Raw genomic sequence first — 21,843 nt, 5'->3', positions numbered from 1 at the left:
GTAATTGGATATTGTTTCGCGAATTAAAGAGCGTTTAGGTCATTTACGCCAATCAGAACAGCTTGTTGCACAATTAATTTTAGCCGATCTGCAATATGCAGCATCCGCAAGTATAAGTGATTTAGCACAGCGCGCTAAAGTGAGCCATGCATCAATTACTCGTTTAGCTAAAGCATTAGGTTGCGATAATGTACGTGATATGAAACTCCAGCTTGCGCAATCACTGGCAGTAGGTGAGCGCTTTATTAGTGAAAGCAGCTCAGTACGTGAAGATATTCCGGCCATTTATCAAGCTATACACGATATTTTAGATATTAATGCCGGGCTTATTGAGCAATCGCTGGTGGAAGAAGCCGCACGTTGTATTGCGGGGAGCCGACATACTTTAATTTTTGGCGTTGGCGGCGGCAGCTCGGTGGTCGCACAAGAGTGCCACAACCGGTTGTTTCGCCTTGATGTACTAAGCAATGCCTATAGCGATCCGGTGATGATGCGCATGACCGCAGCAAGTGTTGATATCAGTGATGTGGTGGTGGTGTTATCGCTTACTGGCTTACCAAATGACTTAATTGACGCGGCAAGTATTGCCAAAGATTACGGTGCTAAAGTGATTGCCATTTGCCCAGACAGTGCCCTTGCTGATATCGCAACGATTCACTTGCCAATAAAAACCAATGAGTCAGATTATATTTTTACGCCAAGTACAGGGCGCTACGCCATGCTTGCGGCCGTAGACATATTGGCCAGTGAAGTGGCTATTTTGACTCAGAAAAAATCTCGAGAAAAACTGCGTCGCATTAAGCATGAATTAGATGAGTACCGTGAAGGACCAGATAGAGCGCCACTAGGAGATTAATGATGCACGATACCTCGCAATCAGTAGATACAATTATTTATCAAGCAAACGTGTTTGATGGATTAGGCAATGATCCCCAGCGCATGGATGTCGCAATACAAGGGCAGTACATTGTTGCTCTGGGCGAGTTATCACAGTGGCAGGCGACGCACAAAATAATGGCCAATGGTTTGTGCCTTGCGCCTGGGTTTATAGATGTTCATACCCATGATGACCTTGAGCTACTAAGAAACCCGAATATGGCCGCAAAAATAAGCCAAGGAGTGACTACAGTGATCACAGGCAATTGTGGGATCAGTGCCGCCCCTGCAAAATTAAACGCCGATGCGCCAGATCCAATGAATTTATTGGGCGAGAAAAGCGAATTTACCTTTGCGCAGATGCGCGATTATATCAATGCATTTAATCGTAAAAAGGCCAATGTGAATGTGGCCGCTTTAGTCGGACACACTACGCTGCGTAACAATGTTATGACTGATTTACTGCGCCCAGCAACCGCTGATGAAATTACTGCGATGCAATTGCAATTAGATGAAGCCATAGCGCAAGGCGCACTTGGTCTTAGCACGGGCCTTGCCTATCGCAATGCACATTGTGCGCCCGAACAAGAAATATACGCATTTGGCGGTATTTTAAAAAAGCACGATGCGCTTTATACCACCCATTTACGCACCGAATTTGATGCCGTACTTGAAGCAATGGATGAAGCGTTTGCAATGGAGCAAGAGTTTGGTATTAAAGTGATTATTTCCCACTTAAAGTGTGCGGGTAAAAATAATTGGGGGCGTGCCCCTGAACTACTGGCAAAATTTACAGCGCAAGGTGAGCACTCAAAATGCAGTTGTGATGCTTATCCGTATGCAGCCAGCTCCAGCACCTTAGATTTAAACCAAGTGACCGATGACTTTGATATTTTTATTACCTGGTCAGAAGCCCATCCAGAAATGGCAGAGCAATTACTGGCAGATATAGCTAAGCAATGGGGCATGAGTTTGCTTGACGCCGCTAAAAAATTGCAACCTGCGGGCGCGGTATATCATGGTTTAAACGAAGACGATGTAAAAACTATTTTAGCGTTTGATAAAACCATGATTGGCTCTGACGGTTTACCGTGCGACCCGCATCCGCATCCACGGTTATGGGGATCATTCCCACGTGTGCTGGGACATTATAGCCGCGGGGAAGGGATTTTTTCACTGGCAACCGCTATTCATAAAATGACCGGGCTCAGTGCCGCTAATTATCGGTTGGAAAATCGTGGCGTGATCAAAGTCGGTAACTTTGCCGATTTAGTGCTATTTGATGCCGATGAGGTTATTGATAACGCAACATTTGTCGATTCAGAATTACCGGCCTCAGGTATTCACCAAGTCTGGACTAATGGCCAAACTACATTTAAAGATAAACGAGTTTTACCCGCGTATTCGGGTCAATTTTTAACATCCTTAGGAGCAAGTAAACATGATTAGACGAATTGGTATTGAGGGCGGTAAAGGCACGGGTGGTCAACATTTACCGTTTGCACGTGCAGTAGAGGCGGGTGGTTGGTTAATGGTGTCAGGGCAAACCCCGATGAAAGATGGCGAAGTTGTTGAAGGTGGCATTATTGATCAGTCTCGGTTAGCGATTGAAAATTGCCTCGATATTATGAAAGAAGCAGGTTACGGCCTCGAAGATGTGGTTCACGTTACCGTTATTCTAACCGATTCACGTTATTTTCAGTCGTTTAATAAAGTATTTAAAGCGTATTTTGGTGCTAATCCACCAGCACGTATTTGTGCTGTGGCGGATTTAGTGGTCGACTGTAAAGTTGAAGTGGATGTGACGTGTTATAAAGCACCTTAACTTCTCCTGCCAACATCAAAATTTATACCTAAGAGCATAAAAAATAATAACGGCTCTTAGGTGGCTTAGATATATTAATCAACAGAATAATAACTAACATCAACCTCGTAATTAATAATGATAAGTGCCGTAAGGTACAACGTGGATTGGTGCAGCAGGGTGTCTTATGAAGTGGCAATTATTAATGGCCTTTTTAGGTTACTTAGGTTTTATGATCTGGTTTGGCTGGTGGGTAAGCCGCAATTCTAAAGGGGGAGATGACTTTTTACTGGGTGGACGTAACTTACCGTTTTTTCTTACGTTAGGCACTACCGTTGCCACTATGGTTGGCACCGGCTCGTCAATGGGGGCGGTCGGTTTTGCCTACTTAAATGGCTGGGCAGGGATGATTTACGGCCTTGGCGGCGCGTGTGGCATTTTGCTGCTGGCCAAGTTATTTGCGCCGGTGCGCGAGCATCAATTTATGACCATGAGTGAAGAAGTTTCTTACTATGTTGGAGCCCACCCATTAGTCAAAAATACCATTGCCGTGTTTATTTTTGTCGCCAGTATTGGCTGGTTAGGGGCACATATTCTAGGCGGTGGTATGTATTTAGCGTGGCTGACTGGGCTATCACCGTTTTCAGCCAAACTGATTATTGCCTTAGGTTTTAGTATTTATGTGGTGATTGGTGGCTATGTTGCCGTGGTATGGACTGACTCGATTCAGGCGTTGATATTATTTGTTGGATTTTTCTTGATGGCGGGAGTCGCGCTGTACGAGATAGGCGGTTTAGCAGAGATGGCAAGTGCGCAGCCAGCTGTTAATCAAAGCTTTTTATCACTCGATAAAATTGGTTACGTACATGGTTTATCATTATTTTTTGCGGTATTGATTGGTGTGTTAGTGGCGCCATCATTTCGCCAGCGAATTTACTCAGGCAAACATGTAAAAAGTATTCGCCAATCGTTTTATTTATCAGGCGGGTTGTATTTAGTGTTTGCTATTGTGCCTGCCATTATTGGCATGGTGGCCTATGCACTTAACCCTGCTTTAGAAAACAGTGCCTTTTCGTTCCCATACATGGCATTTGAATTACTACCATTTGGTTTAGCTGCTTTAGTGATTATTGCTGGGTTGTCAGCAACAATTTCTAGCGCTAGTTCTGACGCTATTGCAGCAGTGAGTGTTCTAATTCGTGATATTTATAGTCTAGTGTTTAAACGCATGCCGCACGCTAAAGATGTGGTGCTGCTCTCGCAAATCGGTTTAGTGCTGACGATAGGCATTGCTTTACTATTGGCATTACTAACCAATGATGTGATCGGATATATCACTAATATGATCGCTACACTGATGTCGGGTTTATGTGTGTGCGTGTTGTTTGGTCACTTTTGGCCGCGTTTTAATTGGCAAGGAGCGATTACGGCGTTACTGGTTTCTTTAATCGTATCGCTGGCAATAATTCTAACACCTAATTGGCTTGCTTATTGGAGTAATCCAATCATTCCTGCCACTTTGCTATCTGCTTTGTTAGCAGCGGTCATAACCTTACTGACTCCGGTTCAAACACACACTTCAGCACAAGCATTGGCCATTTTGCAGGCACAACGCGAGGAGATGCAACATGATTAAATTAACGCTAGGTGCCCTAGTACTTGTGGGGGGGCTGTTTAACATTGTTCAAGCAAAGCAGCCGGTATTAATGCCAATGCCTGCAAAGGTACAGATGCTAGAAGGGAAAACACAATTAAATCCTGTTATTGGCGTGCACATCCCAAAGCAGCAACAAGCATTATTGCAACCATTATTGCTAAATTCTGTTTTTTCTCAGCAGTTTAATGAACTAAAGTGGAGCGATGAGTCGCAAGCTCAACTGCAGATTAGTATTACTCACAGCGCTGCGACTTTGCCCTACTTAGGCATGGATGAAAGCTATAAAATTAGTATTATTGATAACACTGTAAAACTAACTAGCGCTAACCAGTATGGGATGTTGCGCGGGTTAGCGAGTTTATCGCAGTTAATGTTTAGTGCCGAGCAGCCTCGCGAACTGACGAACTTAATAATAACCGATTCACCCACTTATCCATGGCGAGGGCTGTTATTTGATGGGGTTCGTCATTTTTTACCGATCGCGGATGTAAAACGCACGTTACGTGGCTTGGCCTCAGCAAAATTCAATGTATTTCACTGGCATTTAACTGATGATCAAGGTTGGCGAATAGCGCTAAATAGCTACCCCAAGTTGCATCAACAGGCTTCAGATGGTTTGTATTATAGCCAAGCGCAAATCAAAGACGTGGTTGCGTATGCTGCAATGTTAGGTATTCGTGTGGTGCCAGAGTTTGATGTGCCAGGGCATGCCAGCAGCATTGTAATGGCGTATCCAGAGTTTGGTAGCGGTACAACTTTAACTGAGCTGGAGCGACGTTGGGGGGTATTTAAACCGCTACTCGATCCAAGTAATCCTAAGGTATATAAATTTGTTGATGAAATAGTGGCAGAGCTTGCGGGGTTGTTTCCTGATCCGTATTTACATATTGGTGGCGATGAAATTGACGACACAGATTGGCAAGCAAACAGCAAAATACAGGCTTTTATGCGCGAGCAAAAATTGGCTGACAGCCATGCACTACATGCTTATTTTAATCAGCGGGTTGCGAAAATATTAGCAAAGTACAATAAAAAAATGATTGGCTGGGATGAAGTACTGCACCCAAGCTTACCTAAAAATACCTTAGTGCAATCATGGCGCGGGCACCATTCACTCGCGGCGATCACCCAAGCAGGCTACGACGGGTTGCTATCGAGTGGTTTTTATATTGATCAACCGCAGTGGAGTAGCTATCACTATCGCAACCACCCGCAGCAACCGGTTAAGCCCAGCGTAACGGCAAACGCTGTGATAGGACATGTTGATTTTACGCTAACACGTTTAAAAGGCAGTGCGGTAACGGGCGACATTACCGTATTTGAAGGTGACGATGATCATGCTGGCATACACGCAATTGTAAACATTGTTGGTAAAGGGGCATTTATTACCGATAACGTGACTAAAACGGCAGATAACTATCAGCTGTTAATCGACACTTGGCTTGGCCCTACGCAACTGACCTTTAATTTATCAAATACTGCTAGTATCTCGGCATATGTGGGTAACACGCCTTATGCGTTTACCAGTCATGGCGCAGATAAGGTATCGCTTATACAGTTAAACCAGCAGTTAATACATGAGCAGCAACGGGTTAAATCAGGCAATGTACTCGGTGGTGAAGCGACAATTTGGGCTGAACTGATCACCACTGATAATCTAGATTCACGCATTTGGCCAAGGCTTTATGCCATAGGTGAGCGTTTCTGGTCACCTGCGAGTGTAATAGATGAGCGCGATATGTATAACAGGCTTGATGTTATGAACCGTTATGCGATTGAAAAAATTGGTTTACAACATCAGCAACAATTTATTCAGCGTTTAAAGCAATTATCAATTAGTTCAAAAGACGATCTTGATGCACTCGTTACTTTTAGCCAGCTGATCGAACCTGCGCACTATTATACTTTGCATCATTTAGCGTTTTTACGTGATGAATATCATCAATTAGCGCCACTGGATAAACTTGTGGATGTACTGCCCGTAGAGAGCCTGACGTTAAAACAATTTGACTATGCGGTGGATGACTATCAGCAATCGTGTGACGATCAGCAATTATTGTTACTACACAGCAAACTACTAAAGTGGCAACAATTACTAGAACGCGAGCAGCCTCTGTTTTTAGCGGTTCAACAATGGCAAGTAAGTTACTCGGCAATACTCCTTGCACTCAAGCAACACGATAAGCTGACTAAGCAGCATTTAGTGAAAAATAACAACGGCACTATTCCCCAAGTTATCGCATCAATTAACCGTTTAAAGAAAGCACGCTTAGGGTGTGGGCAATAGGGACTTAATGAGGAATAGGTTACGTTTGTTTGTAAATCATTGCGTTGCTATTTTAAACGCAATGATTTTAAAGTGGATGGCATTTTAAAGTAGCGGTTTATAAAAATACACAGTAGCGTTAAGTTCACCTGATGAACTCAGTGCAAACTGTGGTATTTGCCCAGCTTCTATATAATTTAATTTATGATATAAACGTGAGGCTACATCACCTAAACGAGTATCAAGCACCAGCAGTGTTAGTTGTTGCTGTAACGCGCTTTGTTCAAGGGTATTCATCAGTTGTTTAGCAAACCCTTGACCTTGATGTTGGCTGTGCACCATGAGTTTTTCAATTTCACCACGATGTGCGCCATTGGCTTTACTACATAGCGATAATTGCACAGCACCAATCACCTCAGTTCCAACCGTGATAATAAATAACTCACGGTTGTTGTTTAGGGCATGTTGACCTTCCGTGATTGATTTTGCAGCAGTATGTTTGGTATTTAGGCAAGGCAGCGCCTATGGTGTGTGATGTTCCCCATAAATAGGCGATAACTCAGTATAAATGCCAAACAGGCGCTGCCCAAAGGGTTCTTCCTAGGGGCGATTAACTCTTTGTTACCTACACGGATGTAGGTAAGGGGCGTGAGCAGGACGCACAAGCTTTGCTCGATTTTTACTTAGCCCACTAGGTTACAAACCTCGCGCCGCGATTAAATCGCCCCTAGGTTGAACAAATTTCAATCCATAAAGGTCAGCACGCCCTAGTAAATCGTTTTCAATACTGTACCAATATTGAACTGCATTTTTGTGGGTTAATGGCGCGATAAAACCAATTGATGCCCCGCAGTTAACACTATCAATGAGTAAATTACTCAGCGAATCTTTAAATTCATGCAGTGAATTTATTTTATAAGCTTGAGAGTAGCCAGCGGCGACATCGTGCATTGCTTAACCTTCTAGTTGAAATGGGTAAACAGCGCCTAATTCCAGGTGCTGGGTAAGCTCATCAAGCGCATTATAGCTTTCGATAAGTAAATTAGGATCCGCAAAGTCATCATTGCTGAGTTTGTCGCGGTAGTGTTTATTAGCCCAATCACATAATTGTTGGTACTTGCTATCATTTAAAATGACAGCAGGGTTGACGGCCGCAAGTTCTGGTTGATTTAACGCAACACGCAAACGCAAGCAAGCAGGGCCACCACCATTTTGCATGCTTTGTTTTAAGTCAAAAAATTGCACTTGATCAACGGGGTTGTCAGCCATGATCATTTCTTCAATATAGGAGTTAACGGCTTGGTTATTTTTACATTCATGTGGGGCGACTAATAACATTTTTCCGTTTTTTAGACTAACGAGTTGGCTATTAAATAAATAGCTGGTAACGGCGTCTTGCACGCTTACTTTGGCGGTGGGTACTTCTATAATATGCAGCGTTTTATTCCCCATATAGGCATCTTTTATTTGTTGTAATGCATGCGATTGATTTAAAAAAGCTTGTTGATGGCATAGCAGAACATTGGCATTACCAACTGCAATCACATCATTATGAAATACACCTTGATCAATCACGTCAGGATTTTGTTGGATCATCAATTGGCTAGATGGTTTTAGCTGATGCAGTCGACAAATTGCTTGTGATGCTTCGAGAGTTTGGCGTGCCGGAAACTTACTTGGTTTTGGTAATGCGCTGTTAAATGCGCTGGCACCATACACAAATAACTCAAGTCCTTGTTCGCCATGCTCATCGCCTAAGCGTGTGTGATTAGCTGCGCCTTCATCGCCAAAAAAACCTTGATCGGGCAAGTGAGTGTGATGACTAAAATAATCATCGTTATTAAACATGGCTTTAAGCAAGCGAGTAGTAGTTTGGGGCTCAAGAGAGCGATGAAATTTATTATTTAAATTAGCGGCCGTAAAATGCACTTTGCCGTCAAGTGTATCGGCTGATGGAGACACTGTACCGGCATTGGCAGTCCACATTGATGATGCTGAATAACATGCACGAACTAACACCGGATCAGCTTTGAATGCTTTACTGATCACTTGTTCAGCAGTGCCTGTAAATCCTAAACGGCGCAGCACATTGATATCAGGGCGGGCATGCGGTGCAAATACGCCTTGGGTCAGCCCTAAATCATGCATTGCTTTCATTTTTGCAAGGCCTTGTAACACAGCCTCTTTGGGGTTTGAGTAACTAGCTGCATTATTGAGCGAAGCTACGTTACCATATGATAAACCGGCATAATTATGAGTTGGGCCAACAAGGCCGTCAAAATTCACTTCTACTGATTTCATTGTCATCTCGTAATTTTAATATCTTGTGTATTAAAACTATACATAAAATAGCCAGTAATAGTTTAATTAAAATGAGCTAATTTTATGCTTTATAAATAACGCGCTCAGGTTAATCATAGTGTTCAGATGTTTCACTGATCGTTAATTGATGTACCGATAGCTTTTTAGCGCTTAGTCTAAGTGCGGATAGTTATTTAACATCTCTACGCTCCTTTTCTGACATAGAGTGTGTATCATTAGCATCATGAACATGCCAAACGCTGATGTCTAAGTGCCATAATAAATACAAAAAGTTACTCATAGCCCGCTCCTAGTTAACGAGGTAATAAAGTTAAATCTCACACTTTATGTGAGTTAATTTTATATAAGGAAGATCTATGCCAGTACGGAAAATTATTTTTATGATATTAAAATCAAATAATTAGGTTTTTTGGAGAGTAAATGTTTGAGTGTAAGCACTAATATAGTGAAAAGTAATGACTAAATTGCACAATACTGGAGCATTAGAATTTAAATTGTGCGGGGGCTTTTGCACGAAATGGCCGGCTTTCGTGCAAAAAGAAATGTGCTTAAAACCCTTCGAGTACTAGTTTACCGCGTGATTGATGAGACTCTAAAATTTGGTGCGCTTTCATTAAGTTCTCTACGCTGATTTTCCCTAGATGTTGGCCTAAGGTAGTTTTAATGGTGCCGTTATCAACTAACTCTGCTAATTCAGTAAGTAGCTGATGTTGCGCAATCATGTCGTCGGTTTGGTACATCGAACGGGTGTACATAAACTCCCAATGTAGCGAGATACTTTTACGTTTAAGTTTTAAAATATCAAAACTGGCTGGATCATCAATTAACGCTAATTTACCTTGCGGTTTTAGCACTTGAATAATTTCATCAAGGTGTTGCTCTGTATGAGTAAGGCTTATTACATAATCAAATTCAGTAAGCTTTAATTGCGCTCTTTGTGTATCTAAACTTTGTGAATGATCAAGTACCTGATCAACACCTAATTCTTGCAACCAAGTAACACTTTGTGCGCGTGCTGCGGTGCCTACAACAGTTAAATTGGTCAACTTTTTAGCTAGTTGCACTAAGATAGAACCTACACCACCAGCAGCACCAATTACTAATAAAGATGCGGGTTTTTCATCACTGGAGCGAGGTATTTGTAAGCGATCGAACAACAATTCCCATGCAGTAATACTGGTCAGTGGCAATGCTGCGGTTTGGGCATCATTTAAAGTGGTAGGCGCACGACCAACAATGCGCTCATCAACCAGTTGAAACTCTGCATTACTGCCTGAACGAGTTAAATCACCGGCGTAATAAACACGGTCGCCAATATTAAATAAACTCACTTTATCGCCGACTGCTCTTACAATACCCACCGCATCCCAACCAATGACTTTATGACCTTCATCAGGACTTACATTAGCGCGAATTTTTGCATCCACAGGGTTGACCGAAATGGCTTTTACTTCGACTAGCAAATCGTGGTCATGCGCCATTGGTGTCGGTAACTCGATAATTTCAAAAGATTGTTCGTTAAGTGTTTTTGTTGCTGCTAGATATCCAATGGCTTTCATGAGGTAACTCCTTAATGTGTTTATGAACCTACTATACCCAAGCCACCTCAAGATGCGAGCGTCGTTGGAATTAAAAGCGATTTAGGCAAGGCATTGATTGCAAATAATAGTGGTTCTATTGTTCAAATCAATAACGCAGTATAAATCGCTTTTAAACCAACCCTCTGGGCGTTTCACAGGCGCTTACTCTCTACGTTGTTACTTCTTAAAAGGGACGACCATTATTGCAAAGTAACGCCTTGATATTAAGCGCCTGTGGAACGCTGAATTCTGCATCTTGAGGTGGCTTGGGTATATAGCTAATTAATTTATATGAAAAAGAGGGTTGTATCTAAAACACTATCAAATATTTTTTGATAGTTAGCTTAAGTCAATATTGAGTTTATCAAGCAAACTGATTAGCAGGGCTGCTTCTTGCTCATTAATAGATGGGAATTGGCAGCGAATTTTTTCAGGAATATCAGCAGCCTGTTGTTGTAGTTGTAGGCCGTGAGGTTGCAGCTTAACGACTCGCTTACGTTTATCAGTTTCACCTTTGACCACCGCTAAGAGCTGTTTATCGGCCATTTTTTTAAGAATTTGTGTCATTGCGCCACCATCGACCATCGTTTTTTCTACTAGTTGCGCAATACTGACTTTGTCTTCTTCCCAAAGCGCCATCATAACCACATATTGAGGATAAGTGAGATCCAGTTGATTTAATGCATCTCGATAAGCACGTACCACTGAATTTGACGCCATATACAAGCGATGACAAATTTGGTTCTCTAATTTTAATTGTGGGTATTTCATGAATGCTCTCTATACGGCTAGACAATACATTTTAATTTGCACACAAAGTATTTGCAATCATGATTTTTCTGCTTTATTATTTTGCATGCAAAATACTTTAACGTTTAACCTTAAATAAGGAAAAGACCATGAAAGAATTACTACAAGTCGCATATACAGCTAAAGCAACTGCAACAGGTGGCCGTGAAGGGTCTGCAAAATCAGACGATGGCCGTTTAAATGTCGCGCTTTCAACCCCTAAAGGCTTAGGTGGCGATGATGGTCAAGGTACTAACCCTGAGCAATTGTTTGCAGCAGGCTATGCCGCATGCTTCATTGGTGCATTAAAATTAGTAGCGGGCCAGGCTAAAATTAAATTACCTGCTGATACCCGTATTGATTCAGAAGTATCAATTGGTCCAATCGAAGGGGGCTTTGGGATTGCTGTAAAACTGGCTGTATTTGTTGGTGATTTAGATAAAACCATCGCTGAAGAATTAGTCGCTAAAGCGCACGAAGTTTGCCCATACTCAAATGCCACTCGTGGTAATATCGCAATTGAATTATCGGTGATCTAAGTTTTGTTAAATTAATTTTAAAAAGGCGCATTTTAAATCAAAATGCGCCTTTTTTACGACCGTTAGTTTATAATCCAGGGCGTTTTACGTACAACAAATAAAGGGTGGTAGCCATGTGGCAGTGTGTTTTTTTGATTTTTTCAATCCTTGGGTGTTGCTTTCTCTACTTAACGAATAAACATCAAGGTGCTTTAATTAATACATTGGATGTTAAACCGTGGCGAATTTTAGGTTATTTTTTTCTATTCGTATCACTACTGGGGTGGCTTTGGTTGTTTACGATTAGTAACGCAATTTTTACTTGGGTTGTAATTAATATGGTCACACTGGGTTGTGCGCCATTGCTAATAAACCGTAGTAGTAAGGCAAAATAAGTGCGTATAAAAAAAAGCAACAGAATTGCACCTGATTGGTGGACAAAAACCATTGCCGCCACATTACTAGGGTATTTATTAGCACTGGGGTTAGTTGGCCTATTTGCTTGGTTTGGTCCCGGAGGAATAGACGCAAAGAGTAAAGTACAATTTAATGTATGGCTAACGCCACTAATATGGTTATTAATTGTAAGTTTTAGCTTTTTGTTTAAAAGTGGTTTACGTGCTTTTTTATGGCTATCGGCAAGTAATTGTGTGGTGTATGGCGCGCTGTATTTATTTAAATAGTTTATTTATTAAGGTATGTAGATGAAGATACGCAGCGATGTTTTGCGCATTTATCAATTAATTCATAGTTGGACTGGCATATTCGCAGGGATCATACTGTTTATTGGTTTTTTTGCGGGCTCATTAACTATGTTTAAAGATCAGATAGCGCAATGGGCTACCCCGCCTCATCATGTATTAGCGCCAGTAAAGTTTACGCAGTTAGACAGCTTGATCAGTCAGGCAACCAGCAGCCACGACAAAGCCCGTAGCGGGTTTAGCCTCTATTTAAATGATACAACTCGTTCGCCAATGATGTGGTACGAGCAGGGTACTGCACGAGGTTTAGCGTTAGATAAACAACGACAGCATGCAAGTTTAAATGCACAAGGACAACTGATAACACACCGAGCAGAGCAAGGCGTATTGGCTGAGCTTATTGACCAATTACACCGTAGTGCAGGAATAGCAGGAGCTATTGGTTATCGTATAGCGGGAGAATACGTATTAGGCACTGCCGCAATCGTGTATTTTTTGGCAATTGTGTCAGGCATCATATTTTTACTACCCAGTTTAACTAAAAATTTTTTTGCGATCCGTAAAGATAAAAGCGAAAAACGTTTTTGGCTTGATACCCATAATTTAGTGGGTATAACCAGCTTACCGTTTCATCTTGTTATTAGTTTAACGGTTGTGGTCTTTACTTTTAATAGCCAGATCTATGCAAGCTTAGGTACAGCGGTATATGGCGATCAGCCATTATTTCCAAGGAGCAACACCGTAGCTCACGTTTATCCATTTACAGAGTTACCACCGGTAGCGAAATTTCAAGCAATTGTAGATGAGCAAGCCCCAGGCTATATTATCAAAGAGCTTCGTTTTGTTGGTCTTGATACAGCATGGCCGTTTGCACAACTGGGAATTTATAACCCAACAGCGTTGATGCGCGGGCCAACCACCGACTATATTTTTATGCATCCTTTTACACTTGAAGTAAGCAATAATTCAGCCAGTACAACGGATGATGCAATATGGAATCGCATTGTAGCCAGTTTTTATGCGCTGCACTTTGGTAGCTTTGGTGGTGATATTGGCCGTTGGAGCTATTTTATACTTGGTTTGGGCGGCGCATTTTTATTTTACAGTGGTAACTTATTGTGGCTTGAAAAACGTCGTGTTAAACAACAAAGTGCTGAAAATGTAAAACAAACACGTGCTTGTAGATTAATGGCTGCAGCTACTGTGGGGATGTGTCTAGGATCGATAGCGGGTGTAGCAATCACGATGGTGGTAGCAAAGTGGTTGTATCCGTTGGTAGATAATATAAACCATGCGTATTTATACAGTTACTACGGTGTATTTTTTTCATTTGTGTTTTACAGCTTTTACAAAGGAGCTGCCAAAGCGGCAATTACATTATTAAAAGTATGTATGTTTAGTTGTTTTGCAATCACTGCTACGTCACTTGTAGCAATGTTACTACCACAACTAGGTTTATACGTTGTAATTAACTTTACGAGTATCGGTGTTGATATTGTTGCGCTTTTAGCGGGGTTTGCGTTTATGTATTTTTATAAAATTACAAAACATCGTGCTCTGTACGGGCCTAAAGACAGCGTATGGGCATTACCTAAGCCGTTATCCACGATTTAATATAAAATATTTACTAATTTATGGTATGAAATCATTAATTAATACTATCTTCCCAATAAATGTAGTTAAATTATTTATAATTAGACTAGAATATAGACGTAGTTTTAATTAAAGGATAAGTGGAATGCGGCAATTAGCGTTGGCGAAAAAGTTACTATGGCTTACTTTAGGCAGTATTTTTATAACCGTTTTAGTGCTATCAAGTGTGCTTTGGTGGCAACTTTCAAGTAGTAATAAGGTACTTTCAGCACAGGCTGAGACGTTAATAGTGGCTGAAGTAGAAGAAAAGCTAGCAACAAATGCAGCTGCATACGGCGAAAAAATAGCCGGTTTTATTAATGAGGCTTATCGTGTCCCTTTTTCATTGGCTGCTACGCTTGGTAACGAAGCGGCAGACGAAACACTAACCCGTGATTCTGTTGTACAACTTAACCGTTCCATTATTGCTGGTAATTCAATACTTTCATCAATTTATTCGCAATTTGAGGCGAACGGTTTTGATGGTAATGATCAGCAATTTAAAAACGGTTTTGATCATTCGGTCGCAGGTTCAGGTACTTTAGAGATATATTTTACTCGCAGCCGTGAAGGCGTGATTGATCAACAAATTGTCGATGACGCATCAGAAAAATACGTCACAACTAAAAATGAATTTGGCCTACGTGAAGCTGAATGGTACTTGTGTGCAAAAGACAATCGAAAAGCTTGCATAATGGAACCATACCTATACGAAATATCACCGGGTTATTCTGAAATGATGACTTCGTTAACGGTACCCATCCTGCGCTCGGGCAAGTTTATTGGGATCAGTGGGGTGGATATTACCTTACCTGTTTTTCAAACCATGACAGAGCAATTATCAAAAGAACTGTATAACGGTCAAGCTCGGGTTACTTTGTTAAGTTCACTCGATTTGATTGTGGGCAGTAGTCACTACAAAGAAAAGTTAGGTCGTCCACTTAAAGAAGCGGTTCCTGGGAATATTTTAGATGATTACGTTGCGCTGAAAAAGAATGCAGGCGTACTAAAGTCAGGTGATGAATATTTAGTTAACTACCCAATTGACATTAAGCTTGCGGGTAGCCAGTGGACATTGCTTGTTGAAGTACCCATAGAGCTTGCCTTAGAAGGGCCGCAAGCGCTTAGCGCAAGTATGCAAGATAATGCTAATACGTTAGGCGGGCTTATACTCGTGTCTGGTTTAGTGATTGCTGGGGCTGCATTTATTATCATGACGTTAGTGATCAAAAGTATTGTTGCGCCACTTAAGCAAATTCAACAGCGAGTTGATAATTTAGCCAGCGCTGAGGGCGATTTAACGCAAACATTATCTGTCGATACTCATGCTGAGTTAATGGCCTTAGCAACTGGCTTTAATGCATTTTTAGAAAAGCTACGCGATATGATTGCTCAGCTCAAAGATGTGTCAGGCCAAACAAAAGATCAAGCACAAATTGCAGCGCATGTTGCCGTAGATACAAAGCAAAATGTACAAGCGCAATTTCAAGAAATTGAAAGCGTAGTGACTGCCATGAATGAAATGAGCGCCACGGCATTGGAAGTGGCCCGTGCATCTGAGCAATCGGCTCAGCAAGCTGATGAGATTAATAGCTTAGTTGTTAGCAGTGAAACAAGTTTGTCGTCTGCAGTAACGCAAGTTAAAACAATGTCTGAAGAAATCAAGCAGGCTAACCAAGCAGTTGAAAAAGTAGCGGCAAGAAGTAACGATATTACACAAATTTTAGATGTTATTCGGACTATTTCGGAGCAAACAAACTTACTTGCTCTTAATGCCGCAATTGAAGCTGCACGTGCTGGTGAACAAGGCCGAGGGTTTGCTGTAGTTGCTGATGAGGTTCGTGCGCTAGCATCGAAAACGCGTGCATCAACAGATGACATAAGTGGCCTAATTGATAACCTACAGTTAGAGGTGGGTAATGCATCAACCGTAATTGAAAAAGGGGTAATTCGTGCCCAAACGGCAGTTGATGAAACGACAGTCGCATTTGATGCATTGCACAGTGTTGTTGTTAAGGTTGAAGAAATAACCAACCAAATTACACAAATAGCGACAGCTGCAGAAGAGCAAAGCTCTGTGACTGAAGAAATCAATCGGAATTTAACGCTCATATCTGATGCAGCATCACAATTAGCTGATTTATCAACGCAAGCGGGAGACGGTAGTCAAATGCTGAATCAACTCGTTGCACAGCAAGATGATGCATTGAATAAATTAAAGACTTAAACCCGCCAACAGGTGTTTTAGATCTTAATACAAAAATGTTGAGATCTAAAACACACTGCTTTTATGCTATTTTAACAGCTGTAAAGATAGAAACATTTGCGCTATTAATCCCGCAGCTAGCCTATTTGAATTTGGTCTATTTAAATAACTACGCAAGCCAGTAAATTGTATTTGAAAAAAACGCGCATATTCAAGTGCTGTTAAATCCTCAGCGAGCTCACCTTGGCGCTGTGCTTTTGTAAAAATAATACTTAAGAACTCTTCGAATTGACCTAACAAATTTTGACTTAATGTTTTTAGCGTTGGTTGATCGTCACCAAATTCGCTATTTGCTTTAATAAGCATGCATAAGTTGCTAGGAGCATGATGCTGGTCTTCAATCAATACCTGCGTTACAAACATTGTCAACCCATCAAGCACTTTTGAGTGTGCAGCTAAACAGGTATTTAACTTGTTTTGCATTTGCAATGCGTAGTCTTTTAATGCTTCGCAGTATAGACCCTCTTTAGAACCAAACGCAGCATAAATGCTACCTGGGCGCATGTTTATTGCATCTTGTAGATCACGGGTTGAAGTGGTGTTAAAGCCTTTTTGCCAAAATAATTGGCTGGCAATGCGTACAACCGCATCACGCTCGAATTTAACTTTATTGACCATCATCATTACCTTCTTGAACGAATGCTCAATTTTAACTTGAACAATCGCTCAAAATCAAATAGTCTAGATCAGGTAAATACATTTAAATGACAACTTTGGAGTTAAATAATGACCGATTTTACTTTATATACTCAAGATAACGCACCTGAAGCCGCAAAACCTTTACTGACTAAATCAGTCGCTGCATTTGGTATATTACCTAATTTACATGCTGTCATGGCAGAGGCGCCAACTTTGCTTGAGGGCTACCAAGTACTGCATGAACTATTTCAAAATACGTCGTTTAACGCTGAAGAGTTAACCGTGGTTTGGCAATCTATAAATGTCGAACATGATTGCCATTATTGCGTACCAGCACACAGTGCGATTGCTGCGGGCATGAAAGTTGATCAAAGTATTGTTGATGCATTGGTAAATAAAACACCGTTAGCAGACACTAAACTTGAAGCACTTCGCGAGACAACGTTGGCAATGACGCGTAGTCGTGGCGTAATAAGTGATGAGCAAATAGCTGCCTTTTTTGCTGCAGGTTATGTTAAGCAACAGTTATTGGAAATTATTGTAGGTTTATCACAAAAAGTAATGAGTAATTACACAAATCATCTGGCAGATACCCCAATCGATGCACCATTCAAAAAGTTTGTAAAATAATCAGTTGCTTTTACAGCGCAGACTTTCCTGCGCTGTATCTTGAGGTGGCTTGGGTGTAGTATTTAAAGTTATTTAAAAATAACCTGCTTATCACTACGCGTGTATATACGCTTTTCAGGTTTAGTCCACTCACCTTTTTTTAAATAAGAAGTCGACACTATAAACTCGCCGTCTTTATAGTCACTAATAGATTTAACTTTAGTAATCCCTTCTTTTGATCCTGTTACAGTTTCGTATGCAACAAACTGTGTTGGGCTCAATACCTTCATAGTACCTTTAGTGTAAAAGCCTGCAGTAGTGAAATAATAAAATACCAGTGACTGTTGCTCACGATCCCAAAAAATCATCGACTCGCCACCGTACTCACCTTCGTTTATCGAGTGTTTGGTATGAATTGCTTGCCCATTTAACGCACGTTCCCATATACCTACATCTTGAATTTTTGGTTTGTTATCAGCAACCTTGAAATCAGCTTGCCATGTACCAAGGTAAGGTTTAAATACTGCTAGCTCAGGGGCTAGCTCGCTAGGTTGGGCGTGAGCAAAAAACGCCAAAGTGAGAAGAAAGGTTAAGGTAAGTGTTTTTATATATGACATAATTAGCGCCTTTAGTTGTTATTCTTTGCATAGTATAGGCGATAGTTCATTGATTAAAAAAATCTTAGTTATTTTTTCGAGTAGTTTTTTGTGTGTGTTAGTACTAGGCGGCTTGCTTGGCTATTGGGCTGCAATTATAAGCTGTGCGTATGTTCTAATGACGGTTATAACTATTTGTGTTTATAAATGGGATAAGCATTTAGCTATGGCAAAGCCAAAGCAATCAACAAGAGTACCTGAACGTAGTTTGCAGATTTTAGCGTTAGTTTGCGGCTGGCCAGGGGCATTGATTGCACAGCAATGGTTTCGGCATAAATCACAAAAGCGTTCATTTATTGTTGTGCTGTGGCTAACCATTTTTCTAAATATTAGTGTGCTAGGTGCGGCGTATTACTGGCAATTTATTTAAATTGCTGCATTATCAGGTTATATAAAAATAAAAAAGCTAAATATTATGCATGTTTTTTACCGCTGTTATCACTTTATTTTAAAATGTATTGTCATTTTCATTGGTATACCTCACCCACGTTTATATCAAGGTTATTCGGGGCTAGAGCAATGGGCAGCCCAATGGAATAGCGAAAAACCTGTGTTAGTCGTCAGTGACGCGACCTTACAAAAGCTTGGCGTGCTTAAGCAGACATTAGCGCAACTTGACGAGAAAAAAATAACTTGGCATTTATATACTGGTGTTGCTCCAAATCCTACCATAGACAATGTTGAGCATGGCCTTGAAATGTATATAGAACATCGTTGCACAGGCATTATTGCCATTGGTGGGGGCTCGGTAATGGACTGCGCTAAATTGATTGGAGCACGTGCCGTGAGGCCTAGTAAATCGGTAAAACAATTAAAAGGGCTTTTTAAAGTACTTAAATCTTTACCGCCTTTGTGTGCTATTCCAACAACAGCAGGAACAGGCTCAGAAACCACTGTTGCAGCCGTTGTTAACGACCCTAATACCAAAACAAAGTATGCCGTAACTGATTTTTCATTGGTGCCAAGTGATGCGGTTTTAATTGGCGAACTGACACAAAGTGTGCCTGACTTTATTACAGCTGCAACGGGTATCGACGCGTTAACGCATGCCATCGAGGCGTATATAGGGACTATTGGATTAGCATTTAGCAATGAAAAATCACTCCAGGCGATAGATCTTATTTTAAAAAACCTTAAAGTTGCTTATAACGAAGGTGATAACTTAGTTGCCAGAGAGCAAATGTTACTGGCCTCTTTTTACGCTGGACAGGCATTTACTCGTACATCGGTAGGGTATGTGCATGCTATCGCCCATCAATTTGGCGCGCAATATGGCACCGCACATGGTTTAGCTAATAGTGTACTATTAATGCCCGTTTTGAGGTTTTATGGCAAAGTAATATACCCTAAACTGGCTGAGATTGCGGATTATTGTAAGTTGACACAGCCCCAGCAAAGTACTGAGCAAAAGGCGTTGTTATTACTTAAAACGTTTGATGATTTATTAGCATCTTTAGCCATACCGAAAACGTTACCTGAGATAAAAGTAAACGATATATCGGGTATCTCACAAGCGGCAATGAAAGAAGCGCATCCAGATTATCCCGTGCCAGTATTTATGAGTCATTCGCAATGTGAAGCAATTGTTCTGCAATTAACTCAGTAATCAAGTCAGTAATAAGCTTTAAGCGTATGAGTTTGGCAAAGAAGCGCGTCGTTCCTGCAAGAGAAAATCGCAGGAACGAATTTACGAAATTAAATCAACGCCTTAGCTGAGCCTCAGGCTGGTTTAGTAAATTAATAACTGGATTTTGTTCAATTATTTTTGATTTTAAAGCAAAGCCAATAATTAAGCCTGCAATAAAGCCACCAATATGAGCGCCATAGTCAACACCATCTGGCGCAGAGATCATGCCAAAAATATTGATCCCTAACCAAATTACAAAAAACCAAACCGCAGATAACTTTTTCTGATAAATGATGATCATAAAGGTTAAGCTTGCGTGCCTAAACCACATTAAATACATACCAAATAAACCTGCGATAGCGCCGCTTGCTCCTACACTTGGAATTGCTGAACTTGGATCAACGATAAAGCTAGCAAAAGACGCCGCCAAGCCACAGACCATATACCACATTAAAAAATTTTTATGGCCTAATACGTCTTCTAGGTTATCGCCAATAATGTATAAAAAGTACATATTACCGATAAGGTGCATTACTGAGCCATGTAAAAACACACAGGTAATCACGCTCCATAAATGTTCGCCTTGAGAAATCTTACTTGGGTTCATGGCAAACAGTTCGAGTGTGGTGCTGAATGCGGTGGTATTAAAAAAATACAAGGCAAAAATAATGGCATTGAGAGCAATTAAACTGCGTGTTACCCACGGCGTTTGTTTTGGTTTTAGGTTATATTCAACCGGCATTTGCGTTAAAAATTGAAACAGGTAAGTTTTCCAACTAACTTTTTGATTTAGCTTGTCTAAGCTCGCTTTAAGTTCAGGGCTATTTTCAACGCTTTCTAATTGATCTTTTTCAATCCAACTACCATCACAATGACGGCACACATCAATTTCTGTATGGAAATCTTCGAGTAAATGAAAACGCTCTAAATTTTTATTACAATCAGGGCAATCTAGTTTGGAGATCCCCAACGACTCACCAAAATGAGTTTCGTATTTATCGCCGATTGGGCCTTCATTGATCTCGGCAATCATTCTATTAACTTCGTTTTTTTCAAACCATAGACCACCACATTCACGACAAATATCAATTTCTTCGCCTTGATAATGCGTCACTTCTAATGGATGGGTAATACAATGTGGACAGCGCTTAGTTGGCATTATTAGTGTCCTTTAATGAACCAATAATTATATCGTTTTTCTTTAATTCTTTTTGCAAGTTTAATGCACTCGCCTGAAGCTTAGGCAGTGTTTGCAATTCAATAATATCAGCAATTTTATTGAGTTCTAGCGAAGCTTGACGCGCAGACATTTGACGTTTTAACGCCGCTTCAATCACAAATTCAGCACGGCTATAAAAGCGGCGTATTTGAGTTAAAAATATGCTCGGCGTTTCAAGTGTTGTGGGTGAGTATTGCATTGTTTGCCAAATATATTGCTCAAGATTTGGTTTGTGATATTGCATTTCTGAACTCGGTGGGCTTTTAGCGAGTCGCTCTGCATAAGCACGTACATTTGCTGCGTTGTCTTTTACTTCGTCATAAAGTGAGGTGCGAAGATAAAAATTATCTTCCATTTTACTATATGTATCAAATTTAAGCGCTTGCTCTAAACCACTTTGCGCGGCTAGGTAAACCCCAAAAATTGTTGAAAGCACAAGAAATACCTGATTTAGCCAAAAACCGGTACTTTTTAATTCTTTATTATCAACCGTTTTTAATGCTTCAGCCAATTTAGGTTTAGGTGTTGGTGCTCTATCTTCAGAGGTAGGTTGTGTTGGTTCCACGTGTTTATTCCTTATGCGATTGCTTCCTTTTTGAGCGCGATAGGCTACTTGAATTTTTTGGTTTTAACAATCAGTTGTTGTTAATTTGTTTCATATTTTATGTAATGTGTTTTGAAT

At 40.8% G+C, this 21,843-nt stretch carries 21 protein-coding genes; 12 read left to right on the top strand and 9 right to left on the bottom strand.

What is annotated here, in order from left to right:
- Positions 1-4: 4 nt before the first annotated feature.
- The 5 genes from HJP15_RS10200 (at position 5) to HJP15_RS10180 (ending at position 6,624) form a co-directional block, all read left to right on the top strand.
- Positions 5-856 carry a MurR/RpiR family transcriptional regulator gene (locus tag HJP15_RS10200; protein ID WP_054204114.1) on the top strand — a complete coding sequence of 284 codons (852 nt, stop codon included), beginning with the start codon at positions 5-7 and terminating at the stop codon, positions 854-856.
- Positions 856-2,325, top strand: coding sequence for an N-acyl-D-amino-acid deacylase family protein (locus tag HJP15_RS10195; protein WP_212760661.1), 1,470 nt, complete (start codon positions 856-858; stop codon positions 2,323-2,325). Before HJP15_RS10200 ends, HJP15_RS10195 begins: the two co-directional genes overlap by 1 nt.
- Positions 2,318-2,701 carry a RidA family protein gene (locus HJP15_RS10190; protein WP_054452287.1) on the top strand — a complete coding sequence of 128 codons (384 nt, stop codon included), beginning with the start codon at positions 2,318-2,320 and terminating at the stop codon, positions 2,699-2,701. The genes HJP15_RS10195 and HJP15_RS10190 overlap by 8 nt, the downstream gene beginning before the upstream one ends.
- Positions 2,702-2,867: 166 nt before the next feature.
- The gene (locus HJP15_RS10185; protein ID WP_170173691.1) at positions 2,868-4,316 is read left to right on the top strand and encodes a sodium:solute symporter family protein; all 1,449 of its coding nucleotides are present in this window, start codon (positions 2,868-2,870) and stop codon (positions 4,314-4,316) included.
- Positions 4,309-6,624 (top strand): family 20 glycosylhydrolase, encoded by a 2,316-nt coding sequence (locus tag HJP15_RS10180; protein WP_170173690.1) that lies wholly within the window; start codon positions 4,309-4,311, stop codon positions 6,622-6,624. The genes HJP15_RS10185 and HJP15_RS10180 overlap by 8 nt, the downstream gene beginning before the upstream one ends.
- Before the next feature lie 84 nt (positions 6,625-6,708).
- Here the strand turns inward: HJP15_RS10180 and HJP15_RS10175 are convergent, their stop codons facing one another.
- The 5 genes from HJP15_RS10175 to HJP15_RS10155 all read right to left on the bottom strand — a co-directional run bounded on the left by HJP15_RS10175 (position 6,709) and on the right by HJP15_RS10155 (position 11,276).
- Complete coding sequence (locus HJP15_RS10175) at positions 6,709-7,083, bottom strand: GNAT family N-acetyltransferase (protein ID WP_502706980.1); 375 nt, start codon at positions 7,081-7,083, stop codon at positions 6,709-6,711.
- 216 nt (positions 7,084-7,299) lie between these two features.
- Positions 7,300-7,554 carry a hypothetical protein gene (locus tag HJP15_RS10170; protein ID WP_170173689.1) on the bottom strand — a complete coding sequence of 85 codons (255 nt, stop codon included), beginning with the start codon at positions 7,552-7,554 and terminating at the stop codon, positions 7,300-7,302.
- Positions 7,555-7,557: 3 nt separating this feature from the next.
- Positions 7,558-8,904, bottom strand: a complete 1,347-nt coding sequence (gene astB, locus HJP15_RS10165) for an N-succinylarginine dihydrolase (RefSeq protein WP_170173688.1) — start codon at positions 8,902-8,904, stop codon at positions 7,558-7,560.
- Between the two features lie 569 nt (positions 8,905-9,473).
- Positions 9,474-10,484 carry a zinc-binding alcohol dehydrogenase family protein gene (locus HJP15_RS10160; RefSeq protein WP_170173687.1) on the bottom strand — a complete coding sequence of 337 codons (1,011 nt, stop codon included), beginning with the start codon at positions 10,482-10,484 and terminating at the stop codon, positions 9,474-9,476.
- Between the two features lie 360 nt (positions 10,485-10,844).
- Positions 10,845-11,276 carry a MarR family winged helix-turn-helix transcriptional regulator gene (locus HJP15_RS10155; protein ID WP_170173686.1) on the bottom strand — a complete coding sequence of 144 codons (432 nt, stop codon included), beginning with the start codon at positions 11,274-11,276 and terminating at the stop codon, positions 10,845-10,847.
- 128 nt (positions 11,277-11,404) lie between these two features.
- Here HJP15_RS10155 and HJP15_RS10150 point away from each other — a divergent pair, with 128 nt between their 5' ends.
- The 4 genes from HJP15_RS10150 (at position 11,405) to HJP15_RS10135 (ending at position 16,372) form a co-directional block, all read left to right on the top strand.
- Positions 11,405-11,833, top strand: coding sequence for an organic hydroperoxide resistance protein (locus HJP15_RS10150; protein ID WP_054204124.1), 429 nt, complete (start codon positions 11,405-11,407; stop codon positions 11,831-11,833).
- Positions 11,834-12,207: 374 nt separating this feature from the next.
- Positions 12,208-12,495, top strand: a complete 288-nt coding sequence (locus tag HJP15_RS10145; RefSeq protein ID WP_054204126.1) for a hypothetical protein — start codon at positions 12,208-12,210, stop codon at positions 12,493-12,495.
- Between the two features lie 21 nt (positions 12,496-12,516).
- Complete coding sequence (locus tag HJP15_RS10140) at positions 12,517-14,127, top strand: PepSY-associated TM helix domain-containing protein (RefSeq protein WP_170173685.1); 1,611 nt, start codon at positions 12,517-12,519, stop codon at positions 14,125-14,127.
- A gap of 124 nt (positions 14,128-14,251) precedes the next feature.
- Positions 14,252-16,372 (top strand): methyl-accepting chemotaxis protein, encoded by a 2,121-nt coding sequence (locus tag HJP15_RS10135; RefSeq protein ID WP_054204128.1) that lies wholly within the window; start codon positions 14,252-14,254, stop codon positions 16,370-16,372.
- Positions 16,373-16,438: 66 nt separating this feature from the next.
- On the opposite strand, the gene HJP15_RS10130 is transcribed toward HJP15_RS10135, so the two are convergent.
- Positions 16,439-17,029 carry a TetR/AcrR family transcriptional regulator gene (locus HJP15_RS10130; RefSeq protein WP_064435863.1) on the bottom strand — a complete coding sequence of 197 codons (591 nt, stop codon included), beginning with the start codon at positions 17,027-17,029 and terminating at the stop codon, positions 16,439-16,441.
- Between the two features lie 108 nt (positions 17,030-17,137).
- On the opposite strand from HJP15_RS10130, the gene HJP15_RS10125 reads away from it, so the two are divergent.
- The gene (locus tag HJP15_RS10125) at positions 17,138-17,680 is read left to right on the top strand and encodes a carboxymuconolactone decarboxylase family protein (RefSeq protein ID WP_170173684.1); all 543 of its coding nucleotides are present in this window, start codon (positions 17,138-17,140) and stop codon (positions 17,678-17,680) included.
- A 68-nt stretch (positions 17,681-17,748) separates the two neighbouring features.
- Here the strand turns inward: HJP15_RS10125 and HJP15_RS10120 are convergent, their stop codons facing one another.
- Positions 17,749-18,276, bottom strand: coding sequence for a hypothetical protein (locus HJP15_RS10120; protein ID WP_054204131.1), 528 nt, complete (start codon positions 18,274-18,276; stop codon positions 17,749-17,751).
- Positions 18,277-18,325: 49 nt separating this feature from the next.
- On the opposite strand from HJP15_RS10120, the gene HJP15_RS10115 reads away from it, so the two are divergent.
- Both HJP15_RS10115 and HJP15_RS10110 read left to right on the top strand, forming a co-directional pair.
- Positions 18,326-18,685 (top strand): DUF1294 domain-containing protein, encoded by a 360-nt coding sequence (locus tag HJP15_RS10115; RefSeq protein ID WP_170173683.1) that lies wholly within the window; start codon positions 18,326-18,328, stop codon positions 18,683-18,685.
- Positions 18,686-18,730: 45 nt separating this feature from the next.
- Positions 18,731-19,921: an iron-containing alcohol dehydrogenase gene (locus HJP15_RS10110; protein ID WP_170173682.1), complete on the top strand. Its 1,191-nt coding sequence runs from the start codon at positions 18,731-18,733 to the stop codon at positions 19,919-19,921.
- Positions 19,922-20,015: 94 nt separating this feature from the next.
- On the opposite strand, the gene HJP15_RS10105 is transcribed toward HJP15_RS10110, so the two are convergent.
- Positions 20,016-21,101: a rhomboid family intramembrane serine protease gene (locus HJP15_RS10105; protein WP_170173681.1), complete on the bottom strand. Its 1,086-nt coding sequence runs from the start codon at positions 21,099-21,101 to the stop codon at positions 20,016-20,018.
- Positions 21,091-21,726 (bottom strand): hypothetical protein, encoded by a 636-nt coding sequence (locus HJP15_RS10100; protein ID WP_054452255.1) that lies wholly within the window; start codon positions 21,724-21,726, stop codon positions 21,091-21,093. Before HJP15_RS10100 ends, HJP15_RS10105 begins: the two co-directional genes overlap by 11 nt.
- Between the last annotated feature and the right edge of the window lie 117 nt (positions 21,727-21,843).

The organism is Pseudoalteromonas sp. NEC-BIFX-2020_002, assembly GCF_013002825.1.
GTDB classification, from domain to species: domain Bacteria; phylum Pseudomonadota; class Gammaproteobacteria; order Enterobacterales; family Alteromonadaceae; genus Pseudoalteromonas; species Pseudoalteromonas neustonica.
This window is presented reverse-complemented; position numbering and strand designations above follow the sequence as displayed.

Excerpts from the sequence above, each read along its gene's own strand:
- HJP15_RS10170 (WP_170173689.1), bottom strand. The coding sequence starts at position 7,554 with ATGCACGATGTCGCCGCTGGCTACTCTCAAGCTTATAAAATAAATTCA.
- HJP15_RS10110 (WP_170173682.1), top strand. The coding sequence starts at position 18,731 with ATGCATGTTTTTTACCGCTGTTATCACTTTATTTTAAAATGTATTGTC.
- HJP15_RS10190 (WP_054452287.1), top strand. The coding sequence starts at position 2,318 with ATGATTAGACGAATTGGTATTGAGGGCGGTAAAGGCACGGGTGGTCAA.
- astB (WP_170173688.1), bottom strand. The coding sequence starts at position 8,904 with ATGAAATCAGTAGAAGTGAATTTTGACGGCCTTGTTGGCCCAACTCAT.
- HJP15_RS10150 (WP_054204124.1), top strand. The coding sequence starts at position 11,405 with ATGAAAGAATTACTACAAGTCGCATATACAGCTAAAGCAACTGCAACA.
- HJP15_RS10120 (WP_054204131.1), bottom strand. The coding sequence starts at position 18,276 with ATGTCATATATAAAAACACTTACCTTAACCTTTCTTCTCACTTTGGCG.
- HJP15_RS10180 (WP_170173690.1), top strand. The coding sequence starts at position 4,309 with ATGATTAAATTAACGCTAGGTGCCCTAGTACTTGTGGGGGGGCTGTTT.
- HJP15_RS10130 (WP_064435863.1), bottom strand. The coding sequence starts at position 17,029 with ATGGTCAATAAAGTTAAATTCGAGCGTGATGCGGTTGTACGCATTGCC.
- HJP15_RS10160 (WP_170173687.1), bottom strand. The coding sequence starts at position 10,484 with ATGAAAGCCATTGGATATCTAGCAGCAACAAAAACACTTAACGAACAA.
- HJP15_RS10105 (WP_170173681.1), bottom strand. The coding sequence starts at position 21,101 with ATGCCAACTAAGCGCTGTCCACATTGTATTACCCATCCATTAGAAGTG.
- HJP15_RS10185 (WP_170173691.1), top strand. The coding sequence starts at position 2,868 with ATGAAGTGGCAATTATTAATGGCCTTTTTAGGTTACTTAGGTTTTATG.
- HJP15_RS10135 (WP_054204128.1), top strand. The coding sequence starts at position 14,252 with ATGCGGCAATTAGCGTTGGCGAAAAAGTTACTATGGCTTACTTTAGGC.
- HJP15_RS10140 (WP_170173685.1), top strand. The coding sequence starts at position 12,517 with ATGAAGATACGCAGCGATGTTTTGCGCATTTATCAATTAATTCATAGT.
- HJP15_RS10195 (WP_212760661.1), top strand. The coding sequence starts at position 856 with ATGATGCACGATACCTCGCAATCAGTAGATACAATTATTTATCAAGCA.
- HJP15_RS10125 (WP_170173684.1), top strand. The coding sequence starts at position 17,138 with ATGACCGATTTTACTTTATATACTCAAGATAACGCACCTGAAGCCGCA.
- HJP15_RS10155 (WP_170173686.1), bottom strand. The coding sequence starts at position 11,276 with ATGAAATACCCACAATTAAAATTAGAGAACCAAATTTGTCATCGCTTG.